Annotated in this window: 19 protein-coding genes and 2 tRNA genes; 15 read left to right on the top strand and 6 right to left on the bottom strand. The window is 50.7% G+C overall.

The features are described from left to right. Window positions 1-213 precede the first annotated feature (213 nt). The 7 genes from DW915_RS09670 (at window position 214) to DW915_RS09640 (ending at window position 10,085) form a co-directional block, all read left to right on the top strand. Complete coding sequence (locus tag DW915_RS09670) at window positions 214-1,383, top strand: galactokinase (RefSeq protein ID WP_022463121.1); 1,170 nt, start codon at window positions 214-216, stop codon at window positions 1,381-1,383. Between the two features lie 40 nt (window positions 1,384-1,423). Then, window positions 1,424-2,917: a UDP-glucose--hexose-1-phosphate uridylyltransferase gene (galT, locus tag DW915_RS09665; RefSeq protein WP_055219747.1), complete on the top strand. Its 1,494-nt coding sequence runs from the start codon at window positions 1,424-1,426 to the stop codon at window positions 2,915-2,917. A gap of 74 nt (window positions 2,918-2,991) precedes the next feature. Further along, window positions 2,992-4,008 (top strand): UDP-glucose 4-epimerase GalE, encoded by a 1,017-nt coding sequence (gene galE / locus DW915_RS09660; protein ID WP_022463123.1) that lies wholly within the window; start codon window positions 2,992-2,994, stop codon window positions 4,006-4,008. A 187-nt stretch (window positions 4,009-4,195) separates the two neighbouring features. Beyond that, window positions 4,196-6,154 carry an ATP-dependent zinc metalloprotease FtsH gene (gene ftsH / locus DW915_RS09655; protein WP_117813181.1) on the top strand — a complete coding sequence of 653 codons (1,959 nt, stop codon included), beginning with the start codon at window positions 4,196-4,198 and terminating at the stop codon, window positions 6,152-6,154. A gap of 92 nt (window positions 6,155-6,246) precedes the next feature. Further along, window positions 6,247-8,106: an excinuclease ABC subunit UvrC gene (gene uvrC / locus DW915_RS09650; RefSeq protein WP_055219750.1), complete on the top strand. Its 1,860-nt coding sequence runs from the start codon at window positions 6,247-6,249 to the stop codon at window positions 8,104-8,106. 94 nt (window positions 8,107-8,200) lie between these two features. Next, window positions 8,201-9,136: an HPr(Ser) kinase/phosphatase gene (gene hprK, locus DW915_RS09645; RefSeq protein WP_022463126.1), complete on the top strand. Its 936-nt coding sequence runs from the start codon at window positions 8,201-8,203 to the stop codon at window positions 9,134-9,136. A gap of 4 nt (window positions 9,137-9,140) precedes the next feature. After that, window positions 9,141-10,085, top strand: coding sequence for an ROK family glucokinase (locus DW915_RS09640; RefSeq protein WP_117509663.1), 945 nt, complete (start codon window positions 9,141-9,143; stop codon window positions 10,083-10,085). A gap of 91 nt (window positions 10,086-10,176) precedes the next feature. Here the strand turns inward: DW915_RS09640 and DW915_RS09635 are convergent, their stop codons facing one another. After that, window positions 10,177-12,756, bottom strand: coding sequence for a transglycosylase domain-containing protein (locus DW915_RS09635; protein WP_118742039.1), 2,580 nt, complete (start codon window positions 12,754-12,756; stop codon window positions 10,177-10,179). 205 nt (window positions 12,757-12,961) lie between these two features. On the opposite strand from DW915_RS09635, the gene DW915_RS09630 reads away from it, so the two are divergent. Both DW915_RS09630 and DW915_RS09625 read left to right on the top strand, forming a co-directional pair. Next, complete coding sequence (locus DW915_RS09630; RefSeq protein ID WP_022463129.1) at window positions 12,962-13,657, top strand: YigZ family protein; 696 nt, start codon at window positions 12,962-12,964, stop codon at window positions 13,655-13,657. Between the two features lie 13 nt (window positions 13,658-13,670). Beyond that, complete coding sequence (locus tag DW915_RS09625; RefSeq protein ID WP_117509660.1) at window positions 13,671-14,699, top strand: S66 family peptidase; 1,029 nt, start codon at window positions 13,671-13,673, stop codon at window positions 14,697-14,699. A gap of 72 nt (window positions 14,700-14,771) precedes the next feature. Here DW915_RS09625 and DW915_RS09620 read toward each other — a convergent pair whose 3' ends face one another. From DW915_RS09620 to DW915_RS09600, 5 genes are all read right to left on the bottom strand, one after another. Next, window positions 14,772-15,455, bottom strand: coding sequence for a Crp/Fnr family transcriptional regulator (locus tag DW915_RS09620; protein WP_055265861.1), 684 nt, complete (start codon window positions 15,453-15,455; stop codon window positions 14,772-14,774). 153 nt (window positions 15,456-15,608) lie between these two features. Then, a complete protein-coding gene (gene trxA / locus DW915_RS09615) occupies window positions 15,609-15,926 on the bottom strand; it encodes a thioredoxin (RefSeq protein ID WP_022463132.1) in 318 nt (105 codons plus the stop codon). 118 nt (window positions 15,927-16,044) lie between these two features. After that, window positions 16,045-16,899 (bottom strand): NAD(+) diphosphatase, encoded by an 855-nt coding sequence (nudC, locus tag DW915_RS09610; protein WP_118742038.1) that lies wholly within the window; start codon window positions 16,897-16,899, stop codon window positions 16,045-16,047. An 81-nt stretch (window positions 16,900-16,980) separates the two neighbouring features. Then, window positions 16,981-17,052: transfer RNA gene (locus tag DW915_RS09605), tRNA-Gly, on the bottom strand. A gap of 20 nt (window positions 17,053-17,072) precedes the next feature. Next, a tRNA-Gly gene (locus tag DW915_RS09600) sits at window positions 17,073-17,143 on the bottom strand. A 511-nt stretch (window positions 17,144-17,654) separates the two neighbouring features. On the opposite strand from DW915_RS09600, the gene DW915_RS09595 reads away from it, so the two are divergent. From DW915_RS09595 to purB, 6 genes are all read left to right on the top strand, one after another. Beyond that, on the top strand, window positions 17,655-18,110 hold the full coding sequence (locus DW915_RS09595; RefSeq protein WP_022463135.1) for an Lrp/AsnC family transcriptional regulator: 456 nt from the start codon (window positions 17,655-17,657) through the stop codon (window positions 18,108-18,110). Window positions 18,111-18,221: 111 nt separating this feature from the next. Next, on the top strand, window positions 18,222-19,346 hold the full coding sequence (gene alr / locus DW915_RS09590) for an alanine racemase (RefSeq protein WP_022463136.1): 1,125 nt from the start codon (window positions 18,222-18,224) through the stop codon (window positions 19,344-19,346). A 206-nt stretch (window positions 19,347-19,552) separates the two neighbouring features. Continuing rightward, window positions 19,553-20,407 carry an amino acid ABC transporter substrate-binding protein gene (locus DW915_RS09585; RefSeq protein ID WP_118742037.1) on the top strand — a complete coding sequence of 285 codons (855 nt, stop codon included), beginning with the start codon at window positions 19,553-19,555 and terminating at the stop codon, window positions 20,405-20,407. A 6-nt stretch (window positions 20,408-20,413) separates the two neighbouring features. Further along, window positions 20,414-21,061, top strand: a complete 648-nt coding sequence (locus tag DW915_RS09580) for an amino acid ABC transporter permease (RefSeq protein ID WP_022463138.1) — start codon at window positions 20,414-20,416, stop codon at window positions 21,059-21,061. Between the two features lie 24 nt (window positions 21,062-21,085). After that, window positions 21,086-21,844, top strand: coding sequence for an amino acid ABC transporter ATP-binding protein (locus DW915_RS09575; RefSeq protein ID WP_055226986.1), 759 nt, complete (start codon window positions 21,086-21,088; stop codon window positions 21,842-21,844). A gap of 166 nt (window positions 21,845-22,010) precedes the next feature. Beyond that, window positions 22,011-23,447: an adenylosuccinate lyase gene (purB, locus tag DW915_RS09570; protein WP_022463140.1), complete on the top strand. Its 1,437-nt coding sequence runs from the start codon at window positions 22,011-22,013 to the stop codon at window positions 23,445-23,447. The last annotated feature ends 34 nt before the right edge of the window (window positions 23,448-23,481 follow it).

Raw genomic sequence — 23,481 nt, 5'->3', positions numbered from 1 at the left:
GTATGCGGCAAAAAGGGAAAAAAAACAAGAAAAAATCGAAGATCACCTCAATATAATTATCGTTTGCCCCAATATTGTTGTTGCAGATGGGCGTACGGCTCACTATAATGATACTTAAGAAGATAAGAAAAAACACACAAACACACAATACACACACAACACACAAAACGAAACCATGAAAACAACACACCAAAAAGAAAAGGAGACAACAAAATGAAACAGCAGGTACTGGATTGTTTTGCAAAACTGTTCGGGGGAGAGGGCGACATCCGCACCTACTTCGCACCTGGACGTGTGAACCTGATCGGTGAGCACACCGATTACAACGGAGGCCACGTATTTCCATGCGCACTGACCATCGGAACCTACATGGCAGCAAGAAAACGTGACGACAGAAAGCTTCGTTTTTACTCTATGAACTTTGAAAAACTCGGCGTGGTAGAATCTTCTCTCGATGAATTCCTGATGGGAAAAGAAGGCAACTGGACCGCATATCCGAAGGGAATGATGTGGGCATTTTGCCAGAAGGGCTTCCCGGTAGAGCAGGGCTTCGATATCGTGCTCTACGGAAACATTCCGAACGGCTCCGGCCTTTCCTCTTCCGCATCCGTTGAGACCGTAACCGGCGTAATGCTGCGTGACATGTTCGGCTACGACACCATCTCCATGATCGACATCGCTCTGTACGGCCAGTTCTCCGAGAACAATTACAACGGCGTCAACTGCGGTATCATGGATCAGTTCGCCATCGCCATGGGCAAAAAGGACTGTGCGATCTTTCTTGACACCAGCGATCTGAAATATGAGTACGCACCGGTTAAACTGGAAGGCGCAAGAATTGTCATCTCCTGCAGCAACAAGAAACGCGGCCTTGGCGACTCCAAATACAACGAGCGCCGCAGCGAGTGCGAGACTGCTCTGGCTGAGATTCAGAAAGTCAAAGACATCAAGAGCCTTGGCGAGCTGACCGAGGAAGAGTTTGAGGCAGTGAAAGATGCCATCAAAGATCCGGTCCGCCAGAAACGTGCAAAACATGCTGTTTACGAGAACCAGAGAACCGTTCAGGCCGTTGCAGCTTTAAAGGCAAACGACATCGCAAAATTCGGCGAGCTGATGAACGCATCCCACGTTTCCCTGCGTGATGACTATGAGGTAACCGGCATCGAGCTGGATACTCTTGTGGAAGAAGCATGGAACTGCCCGGGTGTCATCGGATCCCGTATGACAGGCGCAGGCTTCGGCGGATGCACCGTCAGCATCGTAAAAACAGAAGATATTGACAACTTCATCGCAAAAGTAGGCGCAGCTTACAAAGAAAAAATCGGCTATGCCGCAGACTTCTATGTCGTAGACATCGGAGACGGCGCAGGCGTATTAAAATAAGAAATAAAAAAGCTGGATCGGCAGCAGGGAGGAAGCTACAGTGATTAACGAGAGTATTGCAAAACTGGTAAAATATGGAGAAAATGCCGGTCTTGTTTCGGGACTGGATAAAATCTATGCGACAAACCGGATTCTGGAAGTCATGCAGATTTCCGATTACGAAGAGCCGGAGCAAATTCCGGAGACCCCGGATCTGGAAGAGACTTTAAATGAACTGCTTGATGATGCAGCTAAGCGCGGTCTTCTCGAACACAACAGCGTCGTTTACCGCGATCTGTTCGATACGAAACTGATGGACTGCCTGATGCCGCGCCCAGGAGAGGTGGTAAAGAAGTTTGAGGAACTCTATGCGAAGAGCCCGCAGGAGGCAACCGATTACTTCTACAAACTGAGCCAGGATTCCAACTACATCCGCAGATACCGCATCGCAAAGGATATCCGCTGGAGCGTACCGAGTGCCTACGGCGATATTGATATCTCGATCAACCTCTCCAAACCGGAGAAGGACCCGAAGGCGATCGCGGCTGCAAAACTGGCAAAACAGAGCGGTTATCCGAAATGCCTGCTCTGCAAGGAGAATGTGGGCTATGCGGGACGCGTCAACCACCCGGCGCGCCAGAACCACCGCATCATTCCGCTGACGATCAATCAGACGGAGTGGGGATTCCAGTACTCGCCATATGTGTATTACAATGAGCACTGCATCGTGTTCAATTTCCAGCATAACCCGATGAAGATCGAGCGCGCGACCTTTGTGAAGCTGTTTGACTTTATCAAGCTGTTTCCGCACTACTTCATCGGTTCTAATGCGGATCTGCCGATCGTGGGAGGCTCCATTTTAAGCCACGATCATTATCAGGGCGGCCACTATACCTTCGCAATGGCGAAAGCGCCGATCGAGCGCCATTTTACCATCAAAGGATACGAGGATGTGGAAACCGGCATCGTCAAATGGCCGCTGTCCGTCATCCGGATCCGCCACAAAGATGAGAAACGGCTGATCGATCTGGCAGAGCATATCCTGAACTGCTGGAGAGGTTACACGGATGAGGATGCGTTTGTATTCGCCGAGACTGACGGAGAGCCGCACAACACGATCACGCCGATCGCAAGAAAAGTGGGCGATACGTTCGAACTCGATCTGGCACTGCGCAACAACATCACGACGGACGAATGCCCGCTCGGTGTTTACCATCCGCATGCACAGTATCATCACATCAAAAAAGAGAACATCGGCCTTATTGAGGTTATGGGACTTGCGATTCTGCCGGCGCGCTTAAAAGATGAGCTGGAAGAGCTTTCCAAATGCCTTGTAGAGGGAAAAGATGTCCGCGCTGTCGCAGAGCTGGAGAAACATGCCGATTGGGTAGACGAATTCCTGCCGCGCCATCCGGAGCTGAACAGCGAAAATGTGATGGATATCCTGAAAGAGGAAGTCGGAAAAGTCTTTGTCGGTGTACTCGAGGATGCCGGCGTTTACAAGTGCACCGAGGAAGGCAGAAGTGCATTTGCAAAATTCATGGAAACGTTGTAGAATAAACTAAATGCTTCAATTAACCCGCTGCGGCAAAAAAAGCAGCAGCGAAGGAAAACATGGAGGATACCAAAATGAAAATCTTAGTTACTGGCGGTGCAGGCTATATTGGAAGCCACACCTGTGTGGAACTGCTGAACGCAGGCTATGACGTTGTTGTCATGGACAACCTTTACAATGCAAGCGAGAAAGCCATCGAGCGTGTAGAACAGATTACCGGAAAGAAAGTAACCTTCTACAAAACCGATATGCTGGACCGCGAAGGCGTAAAGAAAATTTTCGACAACGAGAAAATTGACGCTGTCATCCATTTCGCAGGCTTAAAAGCAGTCGGCGAGTCCGTACATAAACCGATTGAATATTATCACAACAACATGACCGGAACCCTGATTCTCTGCGATGAGATGAGAAACCATGGCGTAAAGAACATCATCTTCAGTTCTTCTGCAACCGTATACGGCAATCCGGCACAGATTCCGATCACCGAGGAGTGCCCGAAGGGAACCCCGACCAACCCATACGGCTGGACAAAAAGCATGCTCGAGCAGGTTCTGACCGACATCCACACCGCAGATCCGGAATGGAATGTTATCCTGCTTCGTTACTTCAACCCGATCGGAGCGCATAAGAGCGGCCTTATCGGAGAGGATCCGAAGGGCATCCCGAACAACCTGCTTCCGTATGTCGCACAGGTTGCCATCGGAAAACTCGAGTGCATCGGCGTTTTCGGTGATGACTACGATACTCCGGACGGAACTGGTGTCCGCGATTACATCCATGTTGTTGACCTGGCACGCGGCCATGTAAAAGCCATCCAGAAACTGGCTGACAACGAGGGCGTTTCCATTTACAACCTCGGAACCGGCAAAGGCTACAGCGTACTCGATGTGATCCACGCATTCGAGAAAGCATGCGGCCATCCGCTGAAATACGAAATCAAACCGCGCCGTGACGGTGATATCGCAACCTGCTACTCCAAATGCGACAAAGCAAAAGAGGAGCTTGGCTGGGAGGCTGAGTACGGCATCGAGGAGATGTGTGCCGATTCCTGGAACTGGCAGCAGAAGAATCCGAACGGATATAACGACTAATGTAATGTGAGTGTTATCTGGCGGTCCGCCGATACTTGAAAGAGTGTCGGCGGGCCGTTTTTGTATAGATAAATTCAGTCTTTTTTCACAAAGTCCGGCTTGCTAATTAAGAGGGAATCCGATATAATGTAAGAGTTAAAGTGTCCGTAAAAAAAGAGGGGCGGTTTGACATACAAGGAGGAAAAGCATGGACGATAGAAAAAATCAGAACCGGGAACCAGAAAAAGGCTCCGGGGGAGGACCGAAAAACAGACAGACGATACTCATTATCCTGATCTGCCTCCTCGTCAGCCTGATGGTGATGGGACTTCTGAACAATGCCCTTGGGGGAATTACTTCCGAGGATCTTGACTATAGCAAATTCCTGGACATGGTAAACAACGATGAAGTGCAGGAAGTTGTCTTGAAATCGGGAACACTGACCGTAACGCCGAAAGACCAGAAATCGGAGGGAATCACCTATCAGGTAACGATGATGGGAGATGAGCAGGAACTGGTCGATCTGTTACAGGAGAAAGGCATTACGTACCACAAAGATCCGCCGGATTCTACCGGAACGATCATTTACACATTGCTGACCGTCATTCTGCCGGTTGTGATGCTTGTCGCTGTCATGGTATGGGTGATGCGCAGCATGAACAAAGGCGGCGGAGTCATGGGCGTAGGAAAGAGCAGAGCAAAGGCCTACGTACAGAAAGAAACCGGCGTGACATTCCGCGATGTTGCGGGACAGGACGAGGCAAAAGAATCGCTCCAGGAGGTTGTGGATTTCCTGCATAACCCTGGAAAATACACGACAATCGGTGCAAAACTTCCGAAAGGAGCGCTTCTTGTAGGCCCTCCTGGAACCGGAAAAACACTGCTTGCCAAAGCCGTAGCCGGTGAGGCGCACGTACCGTTTTTCTCGATGTCCGCTTCGGAATTTGTCGAGATGTTCGTCGGTGTCGGTGCATCGCGTGTGCGTGACCTGTTTGAGGAAGCAAAGAAAAACGCACCGTGCATCATCTTTATCGATGAGATCGATGCGATCGGAAAGAGCCGTGACAACAGCTACAACAGCAACGACGAGCGGGAGCAGACGTTAAACCAGCTCCTCGCCGAGATGGACGGATTCGACAGCTCCAAGGGTATTCTGATCCTTGCGGCCACAAACCGCCCGGAGGTTCTTGACCCGGCGCTGCTGCGTCCAGGCCGTTTTGACCGCCGGATTATCGTAGAAAGACCGGACCTGAAAGGCCGTGTGGAAATCCTGAAAGTACACGCCAAGAACGTATCGCTCGATGAGACGGTTGATCTCGACGGCATCGCACTTGCGACATCGGGAGCCGTTGGTTCTGATCTTGCAAATATGATCAACGAGGCAGCGATTCTTGCGGTCAAGAACGGAAGAAAAGCCGTTTCCCAGAAGGATCTTCTCGAGGCAGTCGAGGTTGTCCTCGTCGGAAAAGAGAAGAAGGACCGCATCTTAAGCCAGGAAGAGCGAAAGATCGTTTCCTACCACGAGGTAGGCCACGCACTTGTTACTGCACTGCAGAAGGATTCCGAGCCGGTACAGAAAATCACGATTGTGCCGCGTACGATGGGTGCGCTCGGCTACGTCATGCAGGTGCCGGAGGAGGAGAAATACCTCAACACGAAGAGCGAACTCGAGGCGATGATCGTCGAGTGCCTCGGTGGAAGAGCGGCAGAGGAGATCGTATTCGGCAACGTGACAACGGGAGCTTCGAATGATATCGAGAAAGCGACGAAGATTGTCCGCGCGATGATCACGCAGTACGGTATGTCGGAAAAATTCGGTCTGATCGGTCTTGCGACCCAGCAGAATCAGTACCTCGACGGAAGAATGGTCTTAAACTGCGGCGATGCCACAGCAACCGAAATCGACCACGAGGTCATGAAGATCTTGAAAGAGTCGTATGAGCAGGCAAAAGAACTTCTGGCAGCTAACCGCGATGCGATGGATGAAATCGCAGCTTACCTGATCCAGAAAGAGACGATCACCGGAAAAGAATTTATGGAGATTTTTCATCAGGTGATTGCAAAACGGAATGGAAACGCGGAAGAAGCAGTTGAAAATCCAGAAAATACAGAAACAGAAAATACAGCACTTCCGGAGGCGGATTTTACCGTAAACCCAGAAGTATAAAAAGAAAGCGAAAAGGCCCGGCGGGAGCAGAGAAAACGATCTCTGCACGCTGGGCATTTTCAACATTACAGTCCCAAAAAGAGGAGGGTCATATGGCGTTTGATATCCAGGAAGAACTGAAAAAACTGCCGGGGAAACCCGGCGTCTATCTGATGCACGACGCGGACGATACAATTATCTACGTAGGAAAGGCGATTTCGCTGAAAAACCGTGTCCGCCAGTATTTCCAGACGAGCCGCAACAAAGGGCCGAAGATTGAGCGGATGGTCACGCATATCGCCCGTTTTGAGTATATTGTGACGGATTCCGAACTGGAGGCGCTCGTGCTGGAGTGCAACCTTATCAAAGAGCACCGTCCGAAATACAATACGATGCTGAAAGATGACAAGGCGTACCCGTACATTAAGGTGACCGTGAACGAGGATTTTCCACGCATTCTGTTTTCCCATCAGATGAAGAAGGACAAGGCGAAATATTTCGGCCCGTACACGAGCGCCGGAGCTGTGAAAGATACGATCGAACTGTTGCGGAAGCTGTACGATATCCGTTCCTGCAATAAGAGCCTGCCAAAGGAGATCGGCAAGGACCGCCCGTGTCTTTACTATCACATCCACCAGTGTAAGGCACCGTGCCAGGGATACATTTCCAAAGAAGAGTACGGCGAGCAGATCAAAAAGGCGATCAGTTTTCTGAATGGAAATTACAATGACATTATCAAAGAGCTGACTGGAAAAATGACGGAGGCGGCTGAGGAGATGCGGTTCGAGCAGGCGGCGGAGTACCGTGATCTGATCGACAGCGTGCGCAGGATCGGCGAGCGGCAGAAGATTACGAACAGTGACGGCGAGGACAAGGATGTCATTGCGCTTGCGATGGACAAAGAGGATGCGGTGGCGCAGGTCTTCTTTATCCGGAACGGAAAGCTGATCGGGCGGGAGCATTATTATCTGCGGATCGGCGAGGAGGAGCAGAAAAGCGAGGTGCTGCTCACGTTTATGAAACAGTTCTATTCCGGCACGCCGTTCATCCCGCGGGAAATCATGATTTCCGAGGAGATTGCCGAGCAGGAGCTGATGGAAGAGTATTTAAGCAGCAAACGGGGCCAGAAGGTCCGCATCCGCGTGCCGAAAAAGGGCAGCAAGGAAAAAATGGTGGAACTGGCAGAGCGGAACGCACAGATCGTTCTCGACCAGGACCGCGAGCGGATCAAGCGGGAAGAGGGTCGGACGGTCGGTGCCGTAAAAGAGATCGCCAGATGGCTGAACCTGCCGTCGATCGACCGCATCGAGGCGTACGATATCTCCAATATCAGCGGTTTCCAGTCGGTCGGCTCGATGATCGTCTACGAGAAAGGAAAGCCAAAGCGCGCCGATTACCGAAAATTCAAGATCAAATCCGTCGAGGGACCGAACGATTACGCCAGTATGAAAGAGGTCTTAAGCCGCCGTTTTCTGCGCGGCATCCAGGAGGACAGCGGTTTCGAGCGGCTGCCGGACCTGATCATGATGGACGGCGGACGCGGCCAGGTCAACATTGCGCTTGAGGTGCTTGAAGAAATGGATCTTGCGATTCCGGTCTGCGGTATGGTAAAGGACGACAAGCACCGCACGAGGGGTCTGTATTTCCGAAACGTGGAAATTCCGATCGACCGGAATAGCGAGGGCTTCAAACTGATCACACGCGTGCAGGACGAGGCACACCGCTTTGCAATCGAATACCACCGCCTGCTGCGGAGCAAGGGCCAGGTCCACTCGATTCTCGACGACATCCCGGGCATCGGGCCGACAAGAAGGAAAGAACTGATGCGCCACTTTCAGGGAATTGATGATATCAAGGCGGCAACCGTGGAAGAACTTTCCGGACTTCCGGGCATGAATAAAAAGGCGGCGGAGCAGGTTTACACATTCTTTCACGCACCTGCACAGGAGGAAAATGAGGATTCGTCAAAATAGTTAAATTTCTAGGTTGCCCGTGATGCTTTATTGTGCTAAAATCATAGAAGAGACGGATTTAAAAAGACGTCGAATGAAGTCGGAGGACAGGAAAATGAAAGAAATTGAAATGACCAAAATGGTGGAGGAAATGGATCTCCGCAACCTGACACCAGAGGTTGATATGACAGATCTTGTCATTGCCACACCGGATATCAACCGTCCTGCACTGCAGCTGACCGGTTACTATGAGCATTTTGCCAATGAGCGTGTGCAGATCATCGGTTATGTAGAGTTCACGTATCTGCAGCATCTTGAAGAGAGCGAGCGCGTCCGCGCGTTTGAAGAGTTTGTAAGCCGCAAGATCCCATGTGTCATTTTCACCACGAAGATGATTCCGGGACCGGAAATTCTGGAGCTGTGCAATCGTTATCAGGTACCGGCCTTTGCGGTAGACAAATCGACTTCCGTTTTCATGGCTGAAATCATCCGCTGGCTGAATGTCCAGCTTGCCCCGATGATCTCCATCCACGGCGTGCTGGTCGATGTATTCGGCGAGGGCGTTCTGATCATGGGCGAGAGCGGAATCGGAAAGAGCGAGGCTGCACTGGAGCTGATCAAACGAGGCCATCGTCTCGTCAGCGATGATGTGGTTGAAATCAGCCGTGTCAGCGACATTACGCTGGTCGGAACGGCACCGGATATCACGCGTCACTTTATCGAGCTGCGCGGTATCGGTATCATCGACGTCAAGACGCTGTTTGGTGTCGAGAGCGTAAAGGATACCCAGTCTATCGACCTTGTTATCAAGCTTGAAGAGTGGGACAAAGAGAAAGAATACGACCGTCTGGGCCTGGAAGAAGAGTATATTGAGTTCCTTGGAAACAAGGTTGTCTGCCATTCCCTTCCGATCCGTCCGGGCCGTAACCTGGCGATCATCGTAGAAACCGCTGCTGTCAACCACAGACAGAAGAAGATGGGCTACAATGCCGCACAGGAGCTGTACCGCCGTGTACAGGCTAACTTAGTGAAAAAAAGAGAGGAGAAGTAAGAAAATGGCAAACTATGTATTTGGAATCGATGTTGGGGGTACTTCAGTAAAATGCGGACTGTTCCAGACAGACGGAACTCTGTTGGAAAAATGGGAAATCCCGACCCGCACCGAAAACGGCGGAAGCGAAATTCTGCCGGATATCGCAAAAAGCGTAAAAGCAAAAATGGCTGAGAAGGGTATCGCAGCAGATGATGTTGCCGGTGTCGGCATTGACGTACCTGGCCCGGTTAATGACAAAGGTGAGCTTTCCATCGCAGTCAACCTGAACTGGGGATATAAAAATATCGTAAAAGAGCTTTCCGACGAACTCGGCGGAATGGCAGTAAAAGCAGCAAACGACGCAAACGCAGCAGCTCTCGGTGAGATGTGGGCAGGCGGCGGAAAGGGAAGCAAGAACCTGGTTATGGTTACCCTTGGAACCGGTGTCGGCGGCGGAATCATCGTGGACGGCAAGATCGTAGCAGGTGCTCACGGCGCAGGCGGCGAGGTTGGTCATGCATGTGTTGAGCCGGAAGAAGAAGCGGTCTGCAACTGCGGAAACCACGGATGCCTCGAGCAGATGACATCTGCAACCGGTATCGTTCGTCTGGCAAAGAAATATCTGGCATCCCATGATACTCCGTCTTCTTTAAGAGAAAGAGGAGAGTCCATCAGTGCAAAAGCTGTCTTTGATGCATTAAAAGAAGGCGATGCAGCAGCAGAAGCAATCGTTCAGGAGTTCTCCGAGTACCTCGGAAGAGCACTTGCAGTATTCGCATGCGTTGTTGACCCGGAAGTTATCGTAGTCGGCGGCGGTGTATCCAAAGCAGGCCAGATCCTGATCGACGGCGTAGCTAAATACTACCGTGAAGCAGCATTCATCGCATGCAAAGATACCCCGATCGTACTCGCTTCCCTTGGAAACGATGCTGGTATCTACGGCGCAGCAAAAATGCTGATTGACTAATTGATTCAGATGAAAAAAGAAGTATAGAAAAACCGGTCCTGCTGGCATATGCCAGAGGGCCGGTTTTTTGTGTATAGACTGACTGAAAAAGTTATTCGGAAGAGCCGCTCTCTTCGGACTGCGGCTGTACTTCCGATATCTCCGCCGGGGTATCCGGTTCTGACGGTGCATCAGGGGTCTCCGGTGTGTCAGGAGTCTCCGGTGTATTAGAAGGCGGATCGGCAGGTGTTTCGGTCGGAGCCGGAGTTTCCTGCGGTGCCTCCGTCGGTGTCGGGGTTGTCTGCGGAGTTGATGCTGCGGAAGGGGTTCTGGTCGGCGTCGGTGTTGAGGCCGGCGCGGTGTAGTGGCCCCTGCAACGCTCGGTCGGCAGATCGGATACCGCAAAGTATTCGGTGATGGACGGGCAGCTTGAGCGGGCGAGCAGGCCGGTCTTCGTACAGATCGTTGCCTCCTGTACTGTTGCGGAAGTCTCGAAATCCATATCGGCAAGGCCTTCGTGGATTTCATTCATGACCTTTGCCCAGAGACGTTTGTGGAATTCACGGTCGCTCTCCGGAAACTCCGCGTGTGTATCATACGTTGCCCAGATGGCAGCGGTATAATACGGCGTAAAGCCTGCAAAAACAAGATCCTTGGCCTCGTTCGTCGTACCGGTTTTTCCGGCTGCGTGCATATTGTCGAGGCGGGCGGCAACACCGGTACCTTTTTCCAGAACATCCTCCATGGCATTGGTGAGGAGGGAGGCAGTGCTTGCCTTGAAGACCTGCGTTGCCTTGTTTTCTGTGTTGTCAATTAAAACATTTCCCTTGCTGTCGGTAACCTTTGTGTAGAACACCGGCTTGCGGTACTGGCCGCCGTCTGCGATTGCCGCGTAGGCTGCCGTCAGTTCGAGATCACTGACACCGTAGGTGATACCGCCGAGAGCCAGCGGCTGGATCACATCGTATTCCTCGGAGAGTTTGGAAAAACCAAGCTTCTTCAGATAATCAAAGCCGACCTTCGGCGTAAGCTCGGTCAGTACTTTGACGGCCGGGATATTGATGGAATTGATGATCGCCTGGCGGACGGTAACATCACCATGGTAGGTAAGATCCGAGTTCTGCAGCGGTGTGCCGTCGCTGTAGTTGAACGGCTCATCCTTAATTACCGTAGCGAGTGTAATCTTTCCAAGGTCGAGTGCCGGTCCGTACGCGGAAAGAATCTTAAACGTGGAACCCGGCTGGGAATAATTATCGGTTGCGCGGTTGAAGGTAAGACTTGCTGTTTTTTCGCCGCGTCCGCCGACGATGGCTTTCACGTAACCGGTGCGCTGGTCCATAACGGTCATGCACGCCTGCGGCTGCGGGGTGAAGCTGCTGCGCTCGGCAACAATCGTATCGCCCTCCTGCATGATAGCGGCTTTGTACTGGTCGATATAGCTCTGTGCCTCCTCCTGGGAGTCAAAGAGCAGATCGAAATTCGGATCGCTGTTGCGGAAGTAGAGCTGCAGCATCTCTTTGCTGTAGTTCTGTACCTCGCCGTCTGCCTGCTCTACGGTGAGCGCCCAGTCGAGACCGATCTGCGTGTTCGCCGGGAAGTTCTCCGGATTCTGGAATTCCGTATCGAGGATTGACTGCATGTAGGAATCCTGTGTGGTATAAATTTTGAGGCCGCCGCTGTAGACAACGTTCTTTGCCTGCACTTCGGTGTAGCCTTTCTGTACCATCAGATCGTTGATCAGGTTGGTGATGACTTCATCGATAAAGTAGGAGTACGGCGCGCTCTCCGCCTGGGACTGCGTGTGCATGGCGATGCGGTCGTAAACATTGTCGTTCATGGCAATGGTGTATTCTTCTTCGGTGATGTAGCCCTGCTCTTTCATGTTGTTCAGGATCTTGTCGCGGCGCTGCTGGTTTTTCTCCGGGTGGTTTTTCGGATTATATGCCGTCGGCGCCTTTGGAATTGCGGCAAGAACGGCGCATTCAGAGAGCGTCAGATTTTTTGCATCCTTTCCGAAATACGTCTGCGCTGCCGTCTGGACACCGTAGCAGCCGGAACCCAAGTTGATCGTATTCAGATAATTTTCCAGAATAACGTCTTTGGCGTTTTCACCCTCTGCGGTCAGTGTTTTTTCCAGCTTCAGCGCCAGGTACTGTTCCTGGATCTTCCGCTTGAAGCTCTGAATCCGCGTCTCTTCCATCCAGTCAGTGAAAACATTGTTTTTTAAGAGCTGCTGTGTGATCGTGCTGGCGCCCTCGGTAAAATGAAAGCCATGGCTGACGCCGACAACGAAAGCACGGATGATACCGCTCGGATCGATGCCGTTGTGCTCATAAAAACGGGCATCCTCAACCGCGACGATCGCGTGCTGCATATCGAGCGGAATCTCCTCAATCGAAATCGAGACACGGTTTCCCTGAGCCCCGGTCAGCTTCTGTACCTGGTTGCCGTCAGCATCGTAGATAAACGACGCGTTGCCGAGCGGCATGATATTTGCCTCCGAGATATCAGGGGCACTGTCAATCACGCCGCGGACAGCGCCGATCACAAGCCCGGCACCGCAGACGAGAACGACAAGAAGAAGACAGAACGCGATGCGCAGCGCCGTCACGCCGGCCGTCTTTTCAATCTTTCCGTAATGGGACCGCAGATCTTCACGTTTGTCTTCCAGATGACTTTTTCCAAAGTGCATATAGAAAATCCTCCTTATGTCATGTTCCTGCAAAACTGATTTAGTTCAGTAATCAATGGTGTTCCTGCCCTGCAAAAAGCAGGGTATACTTATTTTTATTATACCAAACAAAGGGCTGGAATAAAAGTATTTCTGAAAAGAATGCTGATTTTTCAGAAATGATATGGTAAGATAGGTACATATTTGGATGAAGGAGTAAGGACATATGATCGATCAGTTTCGGACGGTTTACCGGGGTGGAACCGGGGAAATCGTGGAGAAGAAATCACGTTTTATTGCGACGGTGCGTCTGGTGGAATCTGAGGAGGAGGCACTTTCCTGCCTGGAAGCTCTGCGGAAAAAATATTGGGATGCGCGGCATAACTGTTTTGTGTATATTATTGGAGAAAATCAGGAGACGGTGCGCTGCAGCGACGACGGGGAGCCTTCCGGCACGGCAGGGCGGCCGATGCTCGATGTGGTACAGGGAGCAGGCCTCCGCAATGTGCTTGTTGTGGTGACGCGGTATTTCGGCGGTACGCTGCTGGGAACGGGCGGCCTGGTGCGCGCGTACTCGCAGGCGGTGCAGGAGGGGCTGGCAAACAGTGTTCTGATTGACGAGATCTGCGGCGTGCGGCTGTTGATTGAGACGGATTACAACGGCATCGGTAAAATCCAGTATCTGCTCGGCCAGCGGGGGATTCCGATTCTGGAATCCGAGTACACCGATCAGGTGAAAATCCGCGTTCTCGTTCCGAAAACGGAGGTGGACCGTCTCTGCGCGGAGATTACCGAGGGGACGAACGGAAAGGCAAAACTGGAAAAAGAAGAGGAGCTGTACTTTGCGCAGAACGACGGAGAGCTGATCTTCGGGGATGCGCTGACGCAGTATAAGAATCTGGAGGCAGAAGAATTAGGATAAAGGAGGATGCGACATGAGGTTTCCGGAAAATCTGAAAAAGGGCGGAACGATCGGCTTTGTGGCACCATCGTTTGGATGCACAACAGAGCCATACAAGTCCGCGTTTGCAAATGCACAGAAAAAATGGAAAGAGATGGGATATCAGCTGGATCTTGGGCCAAACTGCTATGCAGAGCACGGCATCGGAATCAGCGCGGCACCGGAGGAGTGCGGAAAAGAGCTGACGGAATATTATGTCAGTGAGAAGAATGACTGTCTGATTTCCTGCGGCGGCGGAGAGCTGATGTGCGAGGATCTCGATTACGTGGATTTTGAAAAGATCAGAAAGGCACCGGCGAAATGGTATCTCGGCTATTCTGACAATACGCATTTTACGTATCTTCTGCCGACCATCTGCGATACGGCGGCTGTTTACGGTCCGTGTGCGAGTGATTTCGGCATGGAGCCGTGGCATAAATCCGTAGCGGATGCGTTTGGCGTACTGACGGGAGAAGTGCGTACCGTCCGCGGCTATGAGGGATGGGAAAGAGACGATGCGAAGGGCAGAAGCGAGGAAAATCCGTATCTGCCGTACCAGATTACAGAACCGCGCGTTCTGCGCCGCTTCCCGGATGCGGACAGTGCATTTGAGGGACGGCTCATCGGCGGCTGTCTCGACTGTCTTGTCAATATTCTTGGAACGAAGTACGACGGAACGGTTGATTTTGTGGAAAAATATAAAGAGGACGGTTTTGTCTGGTTTCTGGAAGCGTGCGATCTGAACGTCTTTGCGATCCGCCGCGCAATCTGGCAGATGGAGCACGCCGGCTGGTTCCAATATGTGAAAGGCTTTCTGATTGGCCGCCCGCTGCAGTTCGGACAGAAATTCGGGGAACTCGACCAGTACCGCGCCGTGACGGATCTGCTTGGAAAATACAACGTGCCGATCGTGATGGATCTCGACATCGGACACCTTCATCCGGCGATGCCGCTGATCGTCGGAAGTTATGCGAAGGTGGCCGTGGAAGGAAATGAGATTGAAATTAAGATGGAGTGCCGTTAGAACGCTTTTGAAAAATATTTTCTCGAGCGGCAGGGCAGAGCCTGTGGGAAAATGTTTGCGCGCGTAGAAGAACTATCGGCGCATCCGGCAGATGCCGCGGAGCTTTTTGACATCGAGAATCGTGACCGTGCCGCGGGAGAGTGCGACGATGCCGTCTTTCTCGAACGACTTTAAGGTGCGGGAAACGACCTCTCTGGCACTGCCGAGGTTCCGCGCGATCTGCTCGTGCGTGGTGGAGAGCACCGGGGAACCGGTGCGGATGCGTTCATCCTCGAGATATCCGGCAAGGCGCTGGTCAAGCCGCGTAAAGAGAAGCTGGCCCATCGCCCACATGACTTCGGAAAAATGCTCCGTTGTTTCCCGGTAAATGTAGTTTTCAACGTAAATATTCTGATTCATCAGTCTGCGGAACGTGCTGGCCGGAGTGATGAGAACTTTCGTCTCCTCCTCGGCCTCAATCAGAATATCAAAGCTGATTTCCTGCATCGCACAGGAGGCAGACAGCGTGCAGACTTCGCCGGGACCGGTGGTAAACAGGGTAATTTCCCGCTGCTCGCCGGACTGGATAAAGATGCGGAGCTTGCCGGAGAGGACAAGCAGAACGCCGAGACAGTCATCGTCACAGCTGTAGAGAAAATCGCCGCGCTGATACGTCGTCAGGACGGAAGAGAGCACGAGTGTCTGCTGTTCATCGGCGGTAAGCTTTGAATAAAATGGATAATGCTCCTGAAAACAGGATTCCAGAAAAGATGACATAAATAAAACTCCTTTCGGAAGAAGAATGTTCTTTTGTAAACTACGGCAGCAGCCGTTTCTTCCATGATAGAAAAGAACAGAAAGAAATGCAAGAAAAAACGTATCGGTTTTTGTGCCGATACGTTTTTTTCTGCATTTCCGATATTACGCTGTTTATTTTACAGAGTTAATCAGCTCTTCCAGCTCCTCATAGGAAACGGCGCCGACGTTTTTCTTTACGAGCTCGCCGTTTTTGAAGAAAGCGAGGGTCGGAACGCTCATGACTTTAAAGGATCTTGCCAGCTCCGGTGCTTCGTCAACGTCTACTTTGTAGAACTGAATCTCCGGCATATCCTCAGCTGCCTCTTCGATGACCGGGGCGAGCATTTTGCACGGTCCGCACCAGGTAGCAAAGAAATCAACAACGGCAACGCCAGGTGCTGCCTGCAGAGCTTTTTCGAAGTTTTTGGATGTAACATGAATTAATGACATAATAGAAGTCCTCCTTTTTATTGTACGGGTAATTCCCGGTAACTGTTTTTTTTTGGTTGTGACTGTAGAATATCACAGCAGAACGGGAAGTTCTGTGACTAAGTCACAAAGTGATTTCTTAGTTCTGTTTCGGTTCTTTCCCCTGGCGGAAGCATTCGATCATCTCGCCGGTCAGGCTGATGAGGTTCGGGGTCTCCGGGAGGGAAGCACGGTCAAACCATTCGGCAACGGAGAGTTCCTCGCGGTCGAGGGTAATGGACGGATCGCCGTCCACATCGCAGTAAAATCCGGCGAGCAGCGAGCCGCTGAAGGACCACGGCTGACTCTTATAGTATCTCAGATTTTTGACCTTTAATCCGACTTCTTCCATGACTTCACGGTGCACCGTCTGTTCCAGCGTCTCACCGACCTCAGTATAGCCGGCCACGAGGGCGTACTGGCGGTGGCTGCTGTGGGAAGGTGCGTACTTCGTGAGCAGCAGACGGTCACCGTCGGTGATGGCAACGATGACGCTCGGGCAGATGACCGGATAGGAGAGTGCGCCGCAGGAAGGGCACTGCATCGCGCGTTCATTTCCAGGCGCATGCATCTTCGTTCCGCAGCGGCCGCAGTAGGTGTGGTCGGTATACCAGGTGTGGATCTGGTAACCGGTGATACCGGCAAACCCGAGCCATCCCGGAACGGCGCTGCGAAGAATTAGTGTATTTTCGTATTTCCAGATGCCAAATTCCGGAAGCTGCGGACTGCGCAGTTCATAATAGTCCGTCTCATCAATGCGGAACAGAAATTTTGCCTTTTCTTTAATCTCCGGAAAAACAGCTGTAATTTCCGCAATGGAAGGGTAGCGGATCTCGGGATCTTCGAAATTGCACAGAATTGTGTGATGACCGTAAATTAAAACAAGATCCGTATCGTTCGGAACAGAAGGCTGGTAATCTACATAATATTTATGCGGAGCAATGTCCTGAATCATAAGAACTCCTTTCTTTGGTAAAAAAGTTTTTGGAAAAACAAAAAACCGAAATTTCTGTGAAGAAATTTCGGTAATAAAAAGAGCGCGAGACGGGATTCGAACCCGCGACCCCAACCTTGGCAAGGTTGTACTCCACCCCTGAGCCACTCGCGCATATTCATCCTTTAGGATGAAGCGGGTGATGGGAATCGAACCCACGTATCCAGCTTGGAAGGCTGGTGTTCTACCATTGAACTACACCCGCAGATGATTGGCACTGATTTTTTTCTCTGTCTTGTTGACTGCCGTGCCTCACTGACAAAACGTATTCTACAGGAAAGCCGGAGAAAAGTCAACCCCTTTTTTAAAAAAAATTGAAAAAAATTTTAAAATACTGAAAAAGGTGAAAATTCAGGGCAAATGGCGCGAGTGAACGTCCGGTGAATAGTACGTAAATATCAGTCTTGTTCCGGGAAGGAAAGTGTACTATAATAAAAAAACGGAAAACAAAGAAAAAGGGGGAACTTCCCTATGCAGGAGAATGGAGCAGCACCTCGGGATCGGCATTCTGATGCAGGATATTGCAGAAACCTTCGAAGAATAGAAAAACCGGCATCTGTGCAATTTAAAGAAAAATTCTAATCTTTCTATAAAATATTTTGGGAAAAACTGGACTTATCTGAAAAATTTGATATAATAGAAAGGCAGTGACAGGGAAATTTTATGCTAAGATCTGGAAAGAAGAGCCCTGTCAATTCTTATGGGAGGAAAAATACATGGATGCCATTGATTATAAGATTCTGAAGATATTGCAGAAAAATGCCCGCGAGACGGCTTCCAATATCAGCAAAGAGATTCATTTATCGGTTTCTGCAGTCATCGAGAGAATCCGTAAAATGGAAGAAACCGGAGTGATTAAAGAATACACCATTATTGTAGACGAAAAGAAAACGGGAAATGAGATGACCGCGCTGATGGAAGTCAGCCTGGAGCATCCGAAGTTCTTTGACAGTTTTGCAGATGCGATCCAGAAACTGGAGTACATCGTATCCTGCTATTATCAGACCGGAGATTTTGATTTGATTATCCGCATTTCCTGTCACTCATCCGACGAACTCGAAGAAATCCACCGCCAGGTGATGAGCCTTCCGGGCGTCGATGCGACAAGAACGCATGTAGTGCTGAAAAATGTAAAAAATATCTATTCCGCCATCCGCAGACCGGACAAATAAAAACCGGCACAGCCGGAATCTGATACGAGAGCGTGTCTGAAAATAATCCGAAAGAGTTTTCAGGCACGTTTTGGCGTCTCAGAAAAAGTACGGAAAGAAAGAAGGAAAAAAGTGAACAGATACTTACGCTGTTATGCAGAGATTTCACTCGAAGCGATCGGGCATAACATCAGAGAAGTGAAAAAAAGACTACCGGAGGGCGTGAAACTCCTTGGCGTTGTAAAAGCGAACGCCTACGGCCACGGTGCCGTTCCGGTAGCATCCTATCTGGAAAACCAGGTTGATTATTTTGCAACCGCAACCATCGAGGAGGCTGTCGAGCTCAGAGAAAACGGCATTTCCGCGCCGATCCTGATTCTCGGCTACGTGTCCCCGTCCCAGTACGGCGATCTTGTGGAATACGACATCACTCAGACGATCGACAGCTACGCACAGGCGCTTGCCCTCGAAAAAGAGGCAGCACGCCAGAACCGGAAAGCAAAAGCACACCTTGCGGTCGATACCGGCATGACGCGGATCGGCTTCCAGGTGACGGAGCACGATGCGGATGAGGCGGCAAAAATCGCGGATCTTCCGCACATCGAGCTGGAAGGTATGTTTACGCATTTCTCCTGCGCCGATCAGGAAGACAAGACGTACTGTTCGATGCAGATGGAAAAATATGATAAGATGACGGCACTTTTAGCAGAGCGCGGCGTGACGATTCCGCTTCGCCATATCTGCAACTCCGCCGGAATCATGGAATTTGACGATCACCGCTTTGAGATGGTGCGTTCCGGTATCATCACCTACGGCATTTACCCATCCGAGGAGGTAAAAAAAGAGCGCCTCGATCTGATCCCGGCGCTTTCCTGGAAGAGTCATGTCATCCATGTGAAGGAAGTTGGCCCGGGCATCGGCGTCAGCTACGGTGCCACGTATGTGACCGAGAAACCGATGACACGGATCGCAACTGTTTCAGCCGGCTATGCAGACGGCTATCCGAGAGCTCTCTCGAACCAGGGCTGTGTGCTGATCCACGGGAAAAAAGCACCGATCATCGGAAGAATCTGTATGGATCAGATGATGGTGGACGTGACCGACATCCCGGATGTGCAGGTGGAGGACGTTGTAACGCTTGTCGGAACCGACGGGGATGAGACCATCACGATCGAAGAGATCGCCAACCCGGCGGCACGTTTCGATTACGAGATGCTCTGCGATATCAGCAGCCGTGTAACAAGGGTTTATAAATAGTTATCCAAAATAGAAAAATCAAAGTCTCCGAAGACGGAAAAAAGCAGAATCTGCTGACCGTTTCGGAGACTTTTTTGTGTTGGAACAGGTTTTCTGGATTATTTAACCGGTGCGGGTTGACAGGAGGTGCCGGAGTATGGTAGGATACCAATTAGTTTAGCGTAGTACAGTGATAACATGATCACGTAGAAAAGGAGAAGATTATTATGAAAAAGAAAATGGTTAGCATTTTGACAGCAGCCTTTTGTGCATCTGCCCTGCTGGCTGGCTGCGGCTCTGCAGACACAGCAAAAACATCTGCCTCATCAGCAGGAGCAGCATCCTCTTCCGCAGACGGAACGACAACCCTTACCGTAGGCTTCGATGCAGAATACCCGCCGTACGGCTACATGGACGATGAGACCGGCAATTACACAGGATTTGACCTGGAGCTCGCTGAGGCAGTCTGCGAGATTTACGGCTGGAAGCTGGTAAAAACCCCGATCAACTGGGATGCGAAAGATACCGAGCTGAATTCTGGTGCGATTGACTGCATCTGGAACGGCTTTACCATGAACGGCAGAGAGGACGATTACACCTGGTCCGATCCGTACGTGGACAACAGCCAGGTGATGGTCGTATCTGAGAATTCCGGCATCAACAGCCTGTCCGATCTGGCAGGAAAGACGGTTGGTGTGCAGGCAGCATCCGCAGCACTCGATCTTTTACAGAGTGAGGAAGATGGCGGTCAGAAAGAACTCGCCGATACTTTCGCCGCTCTGCAGCAGTTCCCGGATTACAACAATGCGTTTGTAGAGCTTCAGGCAGGTTCCATCGATGCGGTTGCCATGGATATCGGCGTTGCCAAATATCAGCTGGAAAGCCGCGGAGAAGGATACAAAATCCTCGACGAGCACCTGAACTCTGAGAAATATGCGATCGGATTCAAAAAAGGAAATACCGAGCTCTGCGATAAAGTAAACGAAGGCCTGCAGCAGGTTCTGGCCGACGGAACATTCGACAAGCTCGCAGAAAAATACGGAATCGCAGACATGGTGTGTCTGGAGAAAAAAGGAGAGTAAAGCAGCATGAAGTTGTCCATGATTCTATCACAGCTTAGTACCGGAATGGCGGGAACGATCTCGATATTTGTCCTGACGCTCGTATTTTCCCTGCCGCTCGGTCTGCTGATCGCCTTCGGGCGTATGTCGAAAAACCGGATTGTGAGCGGAATTTTCCGGCTCTATATCTCCCTGATGCGCGGCACGCCTCTGATGCTGCAGCTCATGGTGGTTTACTTCGGACCGTTCTATCTGTTCGGTATGAACATCGGAAAATGGCGCTTTCCGGCGATTATCACCGGATTTGCCTTAAACTACGGCGCCTATTTTGCAGAAATCTACCGCTCCGGCATCGTTTCGATGGATCGTGGACAGTACGAGGCAGCAAAGCTTCTTGGTTATTCGAAGGGACAGACGTTTGTCCGCATTATTCTGCCGCAGGTTGTGAAACGGATTCTGCCGGCGATCACCAATGAGGTGATTACGCTGGTCAAGGATACGTCGCTGGCCTTTTCCATTTCCTATGTGGAAATGTTCACGATCGCAAAACAGATCGCGGCGGCCAAGACCACGATGGTTCCGTTCGTCGCCGCCGGTATTTTCTACTACATCTTCAATTTTGTCGTGGCGTGGGTGATGGAACTTTTGGAAAAGAAATTTTCTTATTATCATTAACTATAGAAGAGAGCGGAAAACGATATGATTTATCTGGAAATGAACCATGTAAGAAAGAGCTTTGGGGATCTCGAAGTGTTAAAAGATATTTCCCTCAAAGTAGAAGAGGGCGAGGTGCTCTCGATCATCGGCCCGTCGGGATCGGGAAAATCGACGCTGCTGCGGTGTGCGGCGATGCTGGAGACGATGGATGGCGGTGACCTGACGTATCTTGGCGAGCAGGCAGTCACCATGCAAAATGGAAAATCCGTTTATGCAAAGCCGGCCGTGCTGCGGAAAATTCAGGAAAACTTTGGAATGGTATTCCAGAGCTTCCACCTGTTTCCACATTATGATGTGATGAAAAACCTCTGCGATGCGCCGATTCATGTGCAGAAACGCAACCGTGCAGAGGTGGAAGCACAGGCAGAAGAGCTGCTGCAGAAAATGGGACTCACAGGAAAAGAAAAGGCGTATCCGTGTCAGCTTTCCGGCGGTCAGTGTCAGAGGGTTGCGATTGCGCGTGCGCTGATGCTGAACCCGAAGGTGCTCTTTTTTGATGAGCCGACTTCGGCGCTCGACCCGGAGCTGACAGGCGAGGTGCTGAAGGTCATCAAATCCCTTGCGGAGATGAATATGACCATGGTGATCGTTACCCACGAGATGAATTTTGCCCGGGAGATTTCCAACCGCGTTATCTTTATGGACCAGGGCGTGATCGCCGTGGAAGGAACGCCGGACGAAGTCTTCGATTCCGAAAATGCCAGAATGCAGGGCTTTTTGGGAAAATTTCGTGAGAAGTAACGACGTTGCACTTGCCTAAAAAAACAACATGCGTTATACTAGAGCGTGGTTGAAACGTATTTCAAACACGCTCTTTATACGTCCCGTTCTGTTTTTGGGATGAAAAAGAGCGGGGATAAAAGAGAAACCGAATACACATTTTGACAAGAAAAGGAGAATCGTGTCTATGAGCGGAACTGACAGATATGTAAGCCCTCTTTCCGAACGTTATGCAAGCAAGGAGATGCAGTACATCTTCTCTCCGGATATGAAATTCCGTACCTGGAGAAAGTTATGGATTGCGCTGGCTGAGACAGAAAAAGAACTGGGACTTTCTATTACAGATGAGCAGATCGAAGAACTGAAAGCAAATGCCGAGAACATTAACTACGATGTGGCAAAAGAAAGAGAGAAAGTCTGCCGTCATGACGTAATGTCCCATGTGTATGCCTACGGCGTACAGTGTCCGAAAGCAAAAGGAATTATCCATCTGGGAGCAACCAGCTGCTACGTAGGCGACAATACCGATATCATTGTCATGAACGAAGCCTTAAAGCTGGTGAAGAAAAAACTGGTGAACGTTATCGCTGAGCTGGCAAAATTTGCGGATACCTACAAAGACCAGCCGACCCTTGCCTTCACCCACTTCCAGCCGGCACAGCCGACCACCGTCGGAAAACGTGCAACCCTGTGGATGCAGGAGTTCTTAATGGACCTTGAAGATCTCGAGTACGTACAGAGCACCTTAAAGCTGCTCGGCTCCAAAGGAACAACAGGCACACAGGCAAGCTTTTTAGAGCTGTTCGACGGAGATCAGGAGACCATCGACAAGATCGATCCGATGATCGCTGAGAAAATGGGCTTCAAGAACTGCTATCCTGTTTCCGGACAGACGTATTCCAGAAAAGTCGATACGAGAGTATTAAACGTTCTGGCAGGCATTGCGGCAAGCGCAACAAAATTCTCCAACGACATCCGTCTTCTGCAGCACTTAAAAGAAGTTGAGGAGCCGTTCGAGAAAGGACAGATCGGATCTTCCGCCATGGCATACAAGAGAAATCCGATGAGAAGCGAGCGTATCGCATCCCTGTCCCGTTATGTGATCACCGATGCATTAAATCCGGCCATCACCTCTTCTGTACAGTGGTTTGAGAGAACCCTCGATGACTCTGCAAACAAGAGACTTTCCATTCCGGAAGGCTTCCTTGCCATCGACGGTATCCTGGATCTGTGCATGAACGTCGTAGACGGACTTGTGGTTTATCCAAAGGTTATCTTAAAACACATGATGGCAGAGCTTCCGTTTATGGCAACTGAGAATATCATGATGGATGCGGTAAAAGCAGGCGGCGACCGTCAGGAGCTGCATGAGAGAATCCGCGAGCTGTCCATGATCGCCGGAAAACATGTCAAAGAGGAAGGCCGCGACAATGATCTTCTGGATCTGATCGCAGCGGATGAGATGTTCCATCTGACCAAAGAAGAGCTGGAAAAGACGATGGATCCGTCCAAATACACAGGCCGCGCATCCGTACAGGTTGACGCATTCCTGAAGAACGTAGTCAATCCGGTGCTTGAGGCAAACAAAGAGGCACTTGGCATGACTGCGGAAATCAACGTCTGATGCGTTTGATAAACAGAAATAATAAAAAAACAAA

Source organism: Blautia sp. AM42-2 (assembly GCF_003480245.1).
Taxonomy (GTDB): Bacteria; Bacillota; Clostridia; order Lachnospirales; family Lachnospiraceae; genus Fusicatenibacter; species Fusicatenibacter saccharivorans.
This window is presented reverse-complemented; position numbering and strand designations above follow the sequence as displayed.

Excerpts from the sequence above, each read along its gene's own strand:
- DW915_RS09585 (WP_118742037.1), top strand. The coding sequence starts at position 19,553 with ATGAAAAAGAAAATGGTTAGCATTTTGACAGCAGCCTTTTGTGCATCT.
- ftsH (WP_117813181.1), top strand. The coding sequence starts at position 4,196 with ATGGACGATAGAAAAAATCAGAACCGGGAACCAGAAAAAGGCTCCGGG.
- nudC (WP_118742038.1), bottom strand. The coding sequence starts at position 16,899 with ATGATTCAGGACATTGCTCCGCATAAATATTATGTAGATTACCAGCCT.
- DW915_RS09575 (WP_055226986.1), top strand. The coding sequence starts at position 21,086 with ATGATTTATCTGGAAATGAACCATGTAAGAAAGAGCTTTGGGGATCTC.
- purB (WP_022463140.1), top strand. The coding sequence starts at position 22,011 with ATGAGCGGAACTGACAGATATGTAAGCCCTCTTTCCGAACGTTATGCA.
- galE (WP_022463123.1), top strand. The coding sequence starts at position 2,992 with ATGAAAATCTTAGTTACTGGCGGTGCAGGCTATATTGGAAGCCACACC.
- uvrC (WP_055219750.1), top strand. The coding sequence starts at position 6,247 with ATGGCGTTTGATATCCAGGAAGAACTGAAAAAACTGCCGGGGAAACCC.
- DW915_RS09670 (WP_022463121.1), top strand. The coding sequence starts at position 214 with ATGAAACAGCAGGTACTGGATTGTTTTGCAAAACTGTTCGGGGGAGAG.
- trxA (WP_022463132.1), bottom strand. The coding sequence starts at position 15,926 with ATGTCATTAATTCATGTTACATCCAAAAACTTCGAAAAAGCTCTGCAG.
- DW915_RS09640 (WP_117509663.1), top strand. The coding sequence starts at position 9,141 with ATGGCAAACTATGTATTTGGAATCGATGTTGGGGGTACTTCAGTAAAA.
- DW915_RS09620 (WP_055265861.1), bottom strand. The coding sequence starts at position 15,455 with ATGTCATCTTTTCTGGAATCCTGTTTTCAGGAGCATTATCCATTTTAT.
- hprK (WP_022463126.1), top strand. The coding sequence starts at position 8,201 with ATGAAAGAAATTGAAATGACCAAAATGGTGGAGGAAATGGATCTCCGC.
- DW915_RS09580 (WP_022463138.1), top strand. The coding sequence starts at position 20,414 with ATGAAGTTGTCCATGATTCTATCACAGCTTAGTACCGGAATGGCGGGA.
- DW915_RS09625 (WP_117509660.1), top strand. The coding sequence starts at position 13,671 with ATGAGGTTTCCGGAAAATCTGAAAAAGGGCGGAACGATCGGCTTTGTG.
- DW915_RS09635 (WP_118742039.1), bottom strand. The coding sequence starts at position 12,756 with ATGCACTTTGGAAAAAGTCATCTGGAAGACAAACGTGAAGATCTGCGG.
- DW915_RS09630 (WP_022463129.1), top strand. The coding sequence starts at position 12,962 with ATGATCGATCAGTTTCGGACGGTTTACCGGGGTGGAACCGGGGAAATC.
- DW915_RS09595 (WP_022463135.1), top strand. The coding sequence starts at position 17,655 with ATGGATGCCATTGATTATAAGATTCTGAAGATATTGCAGAAAAATGCC.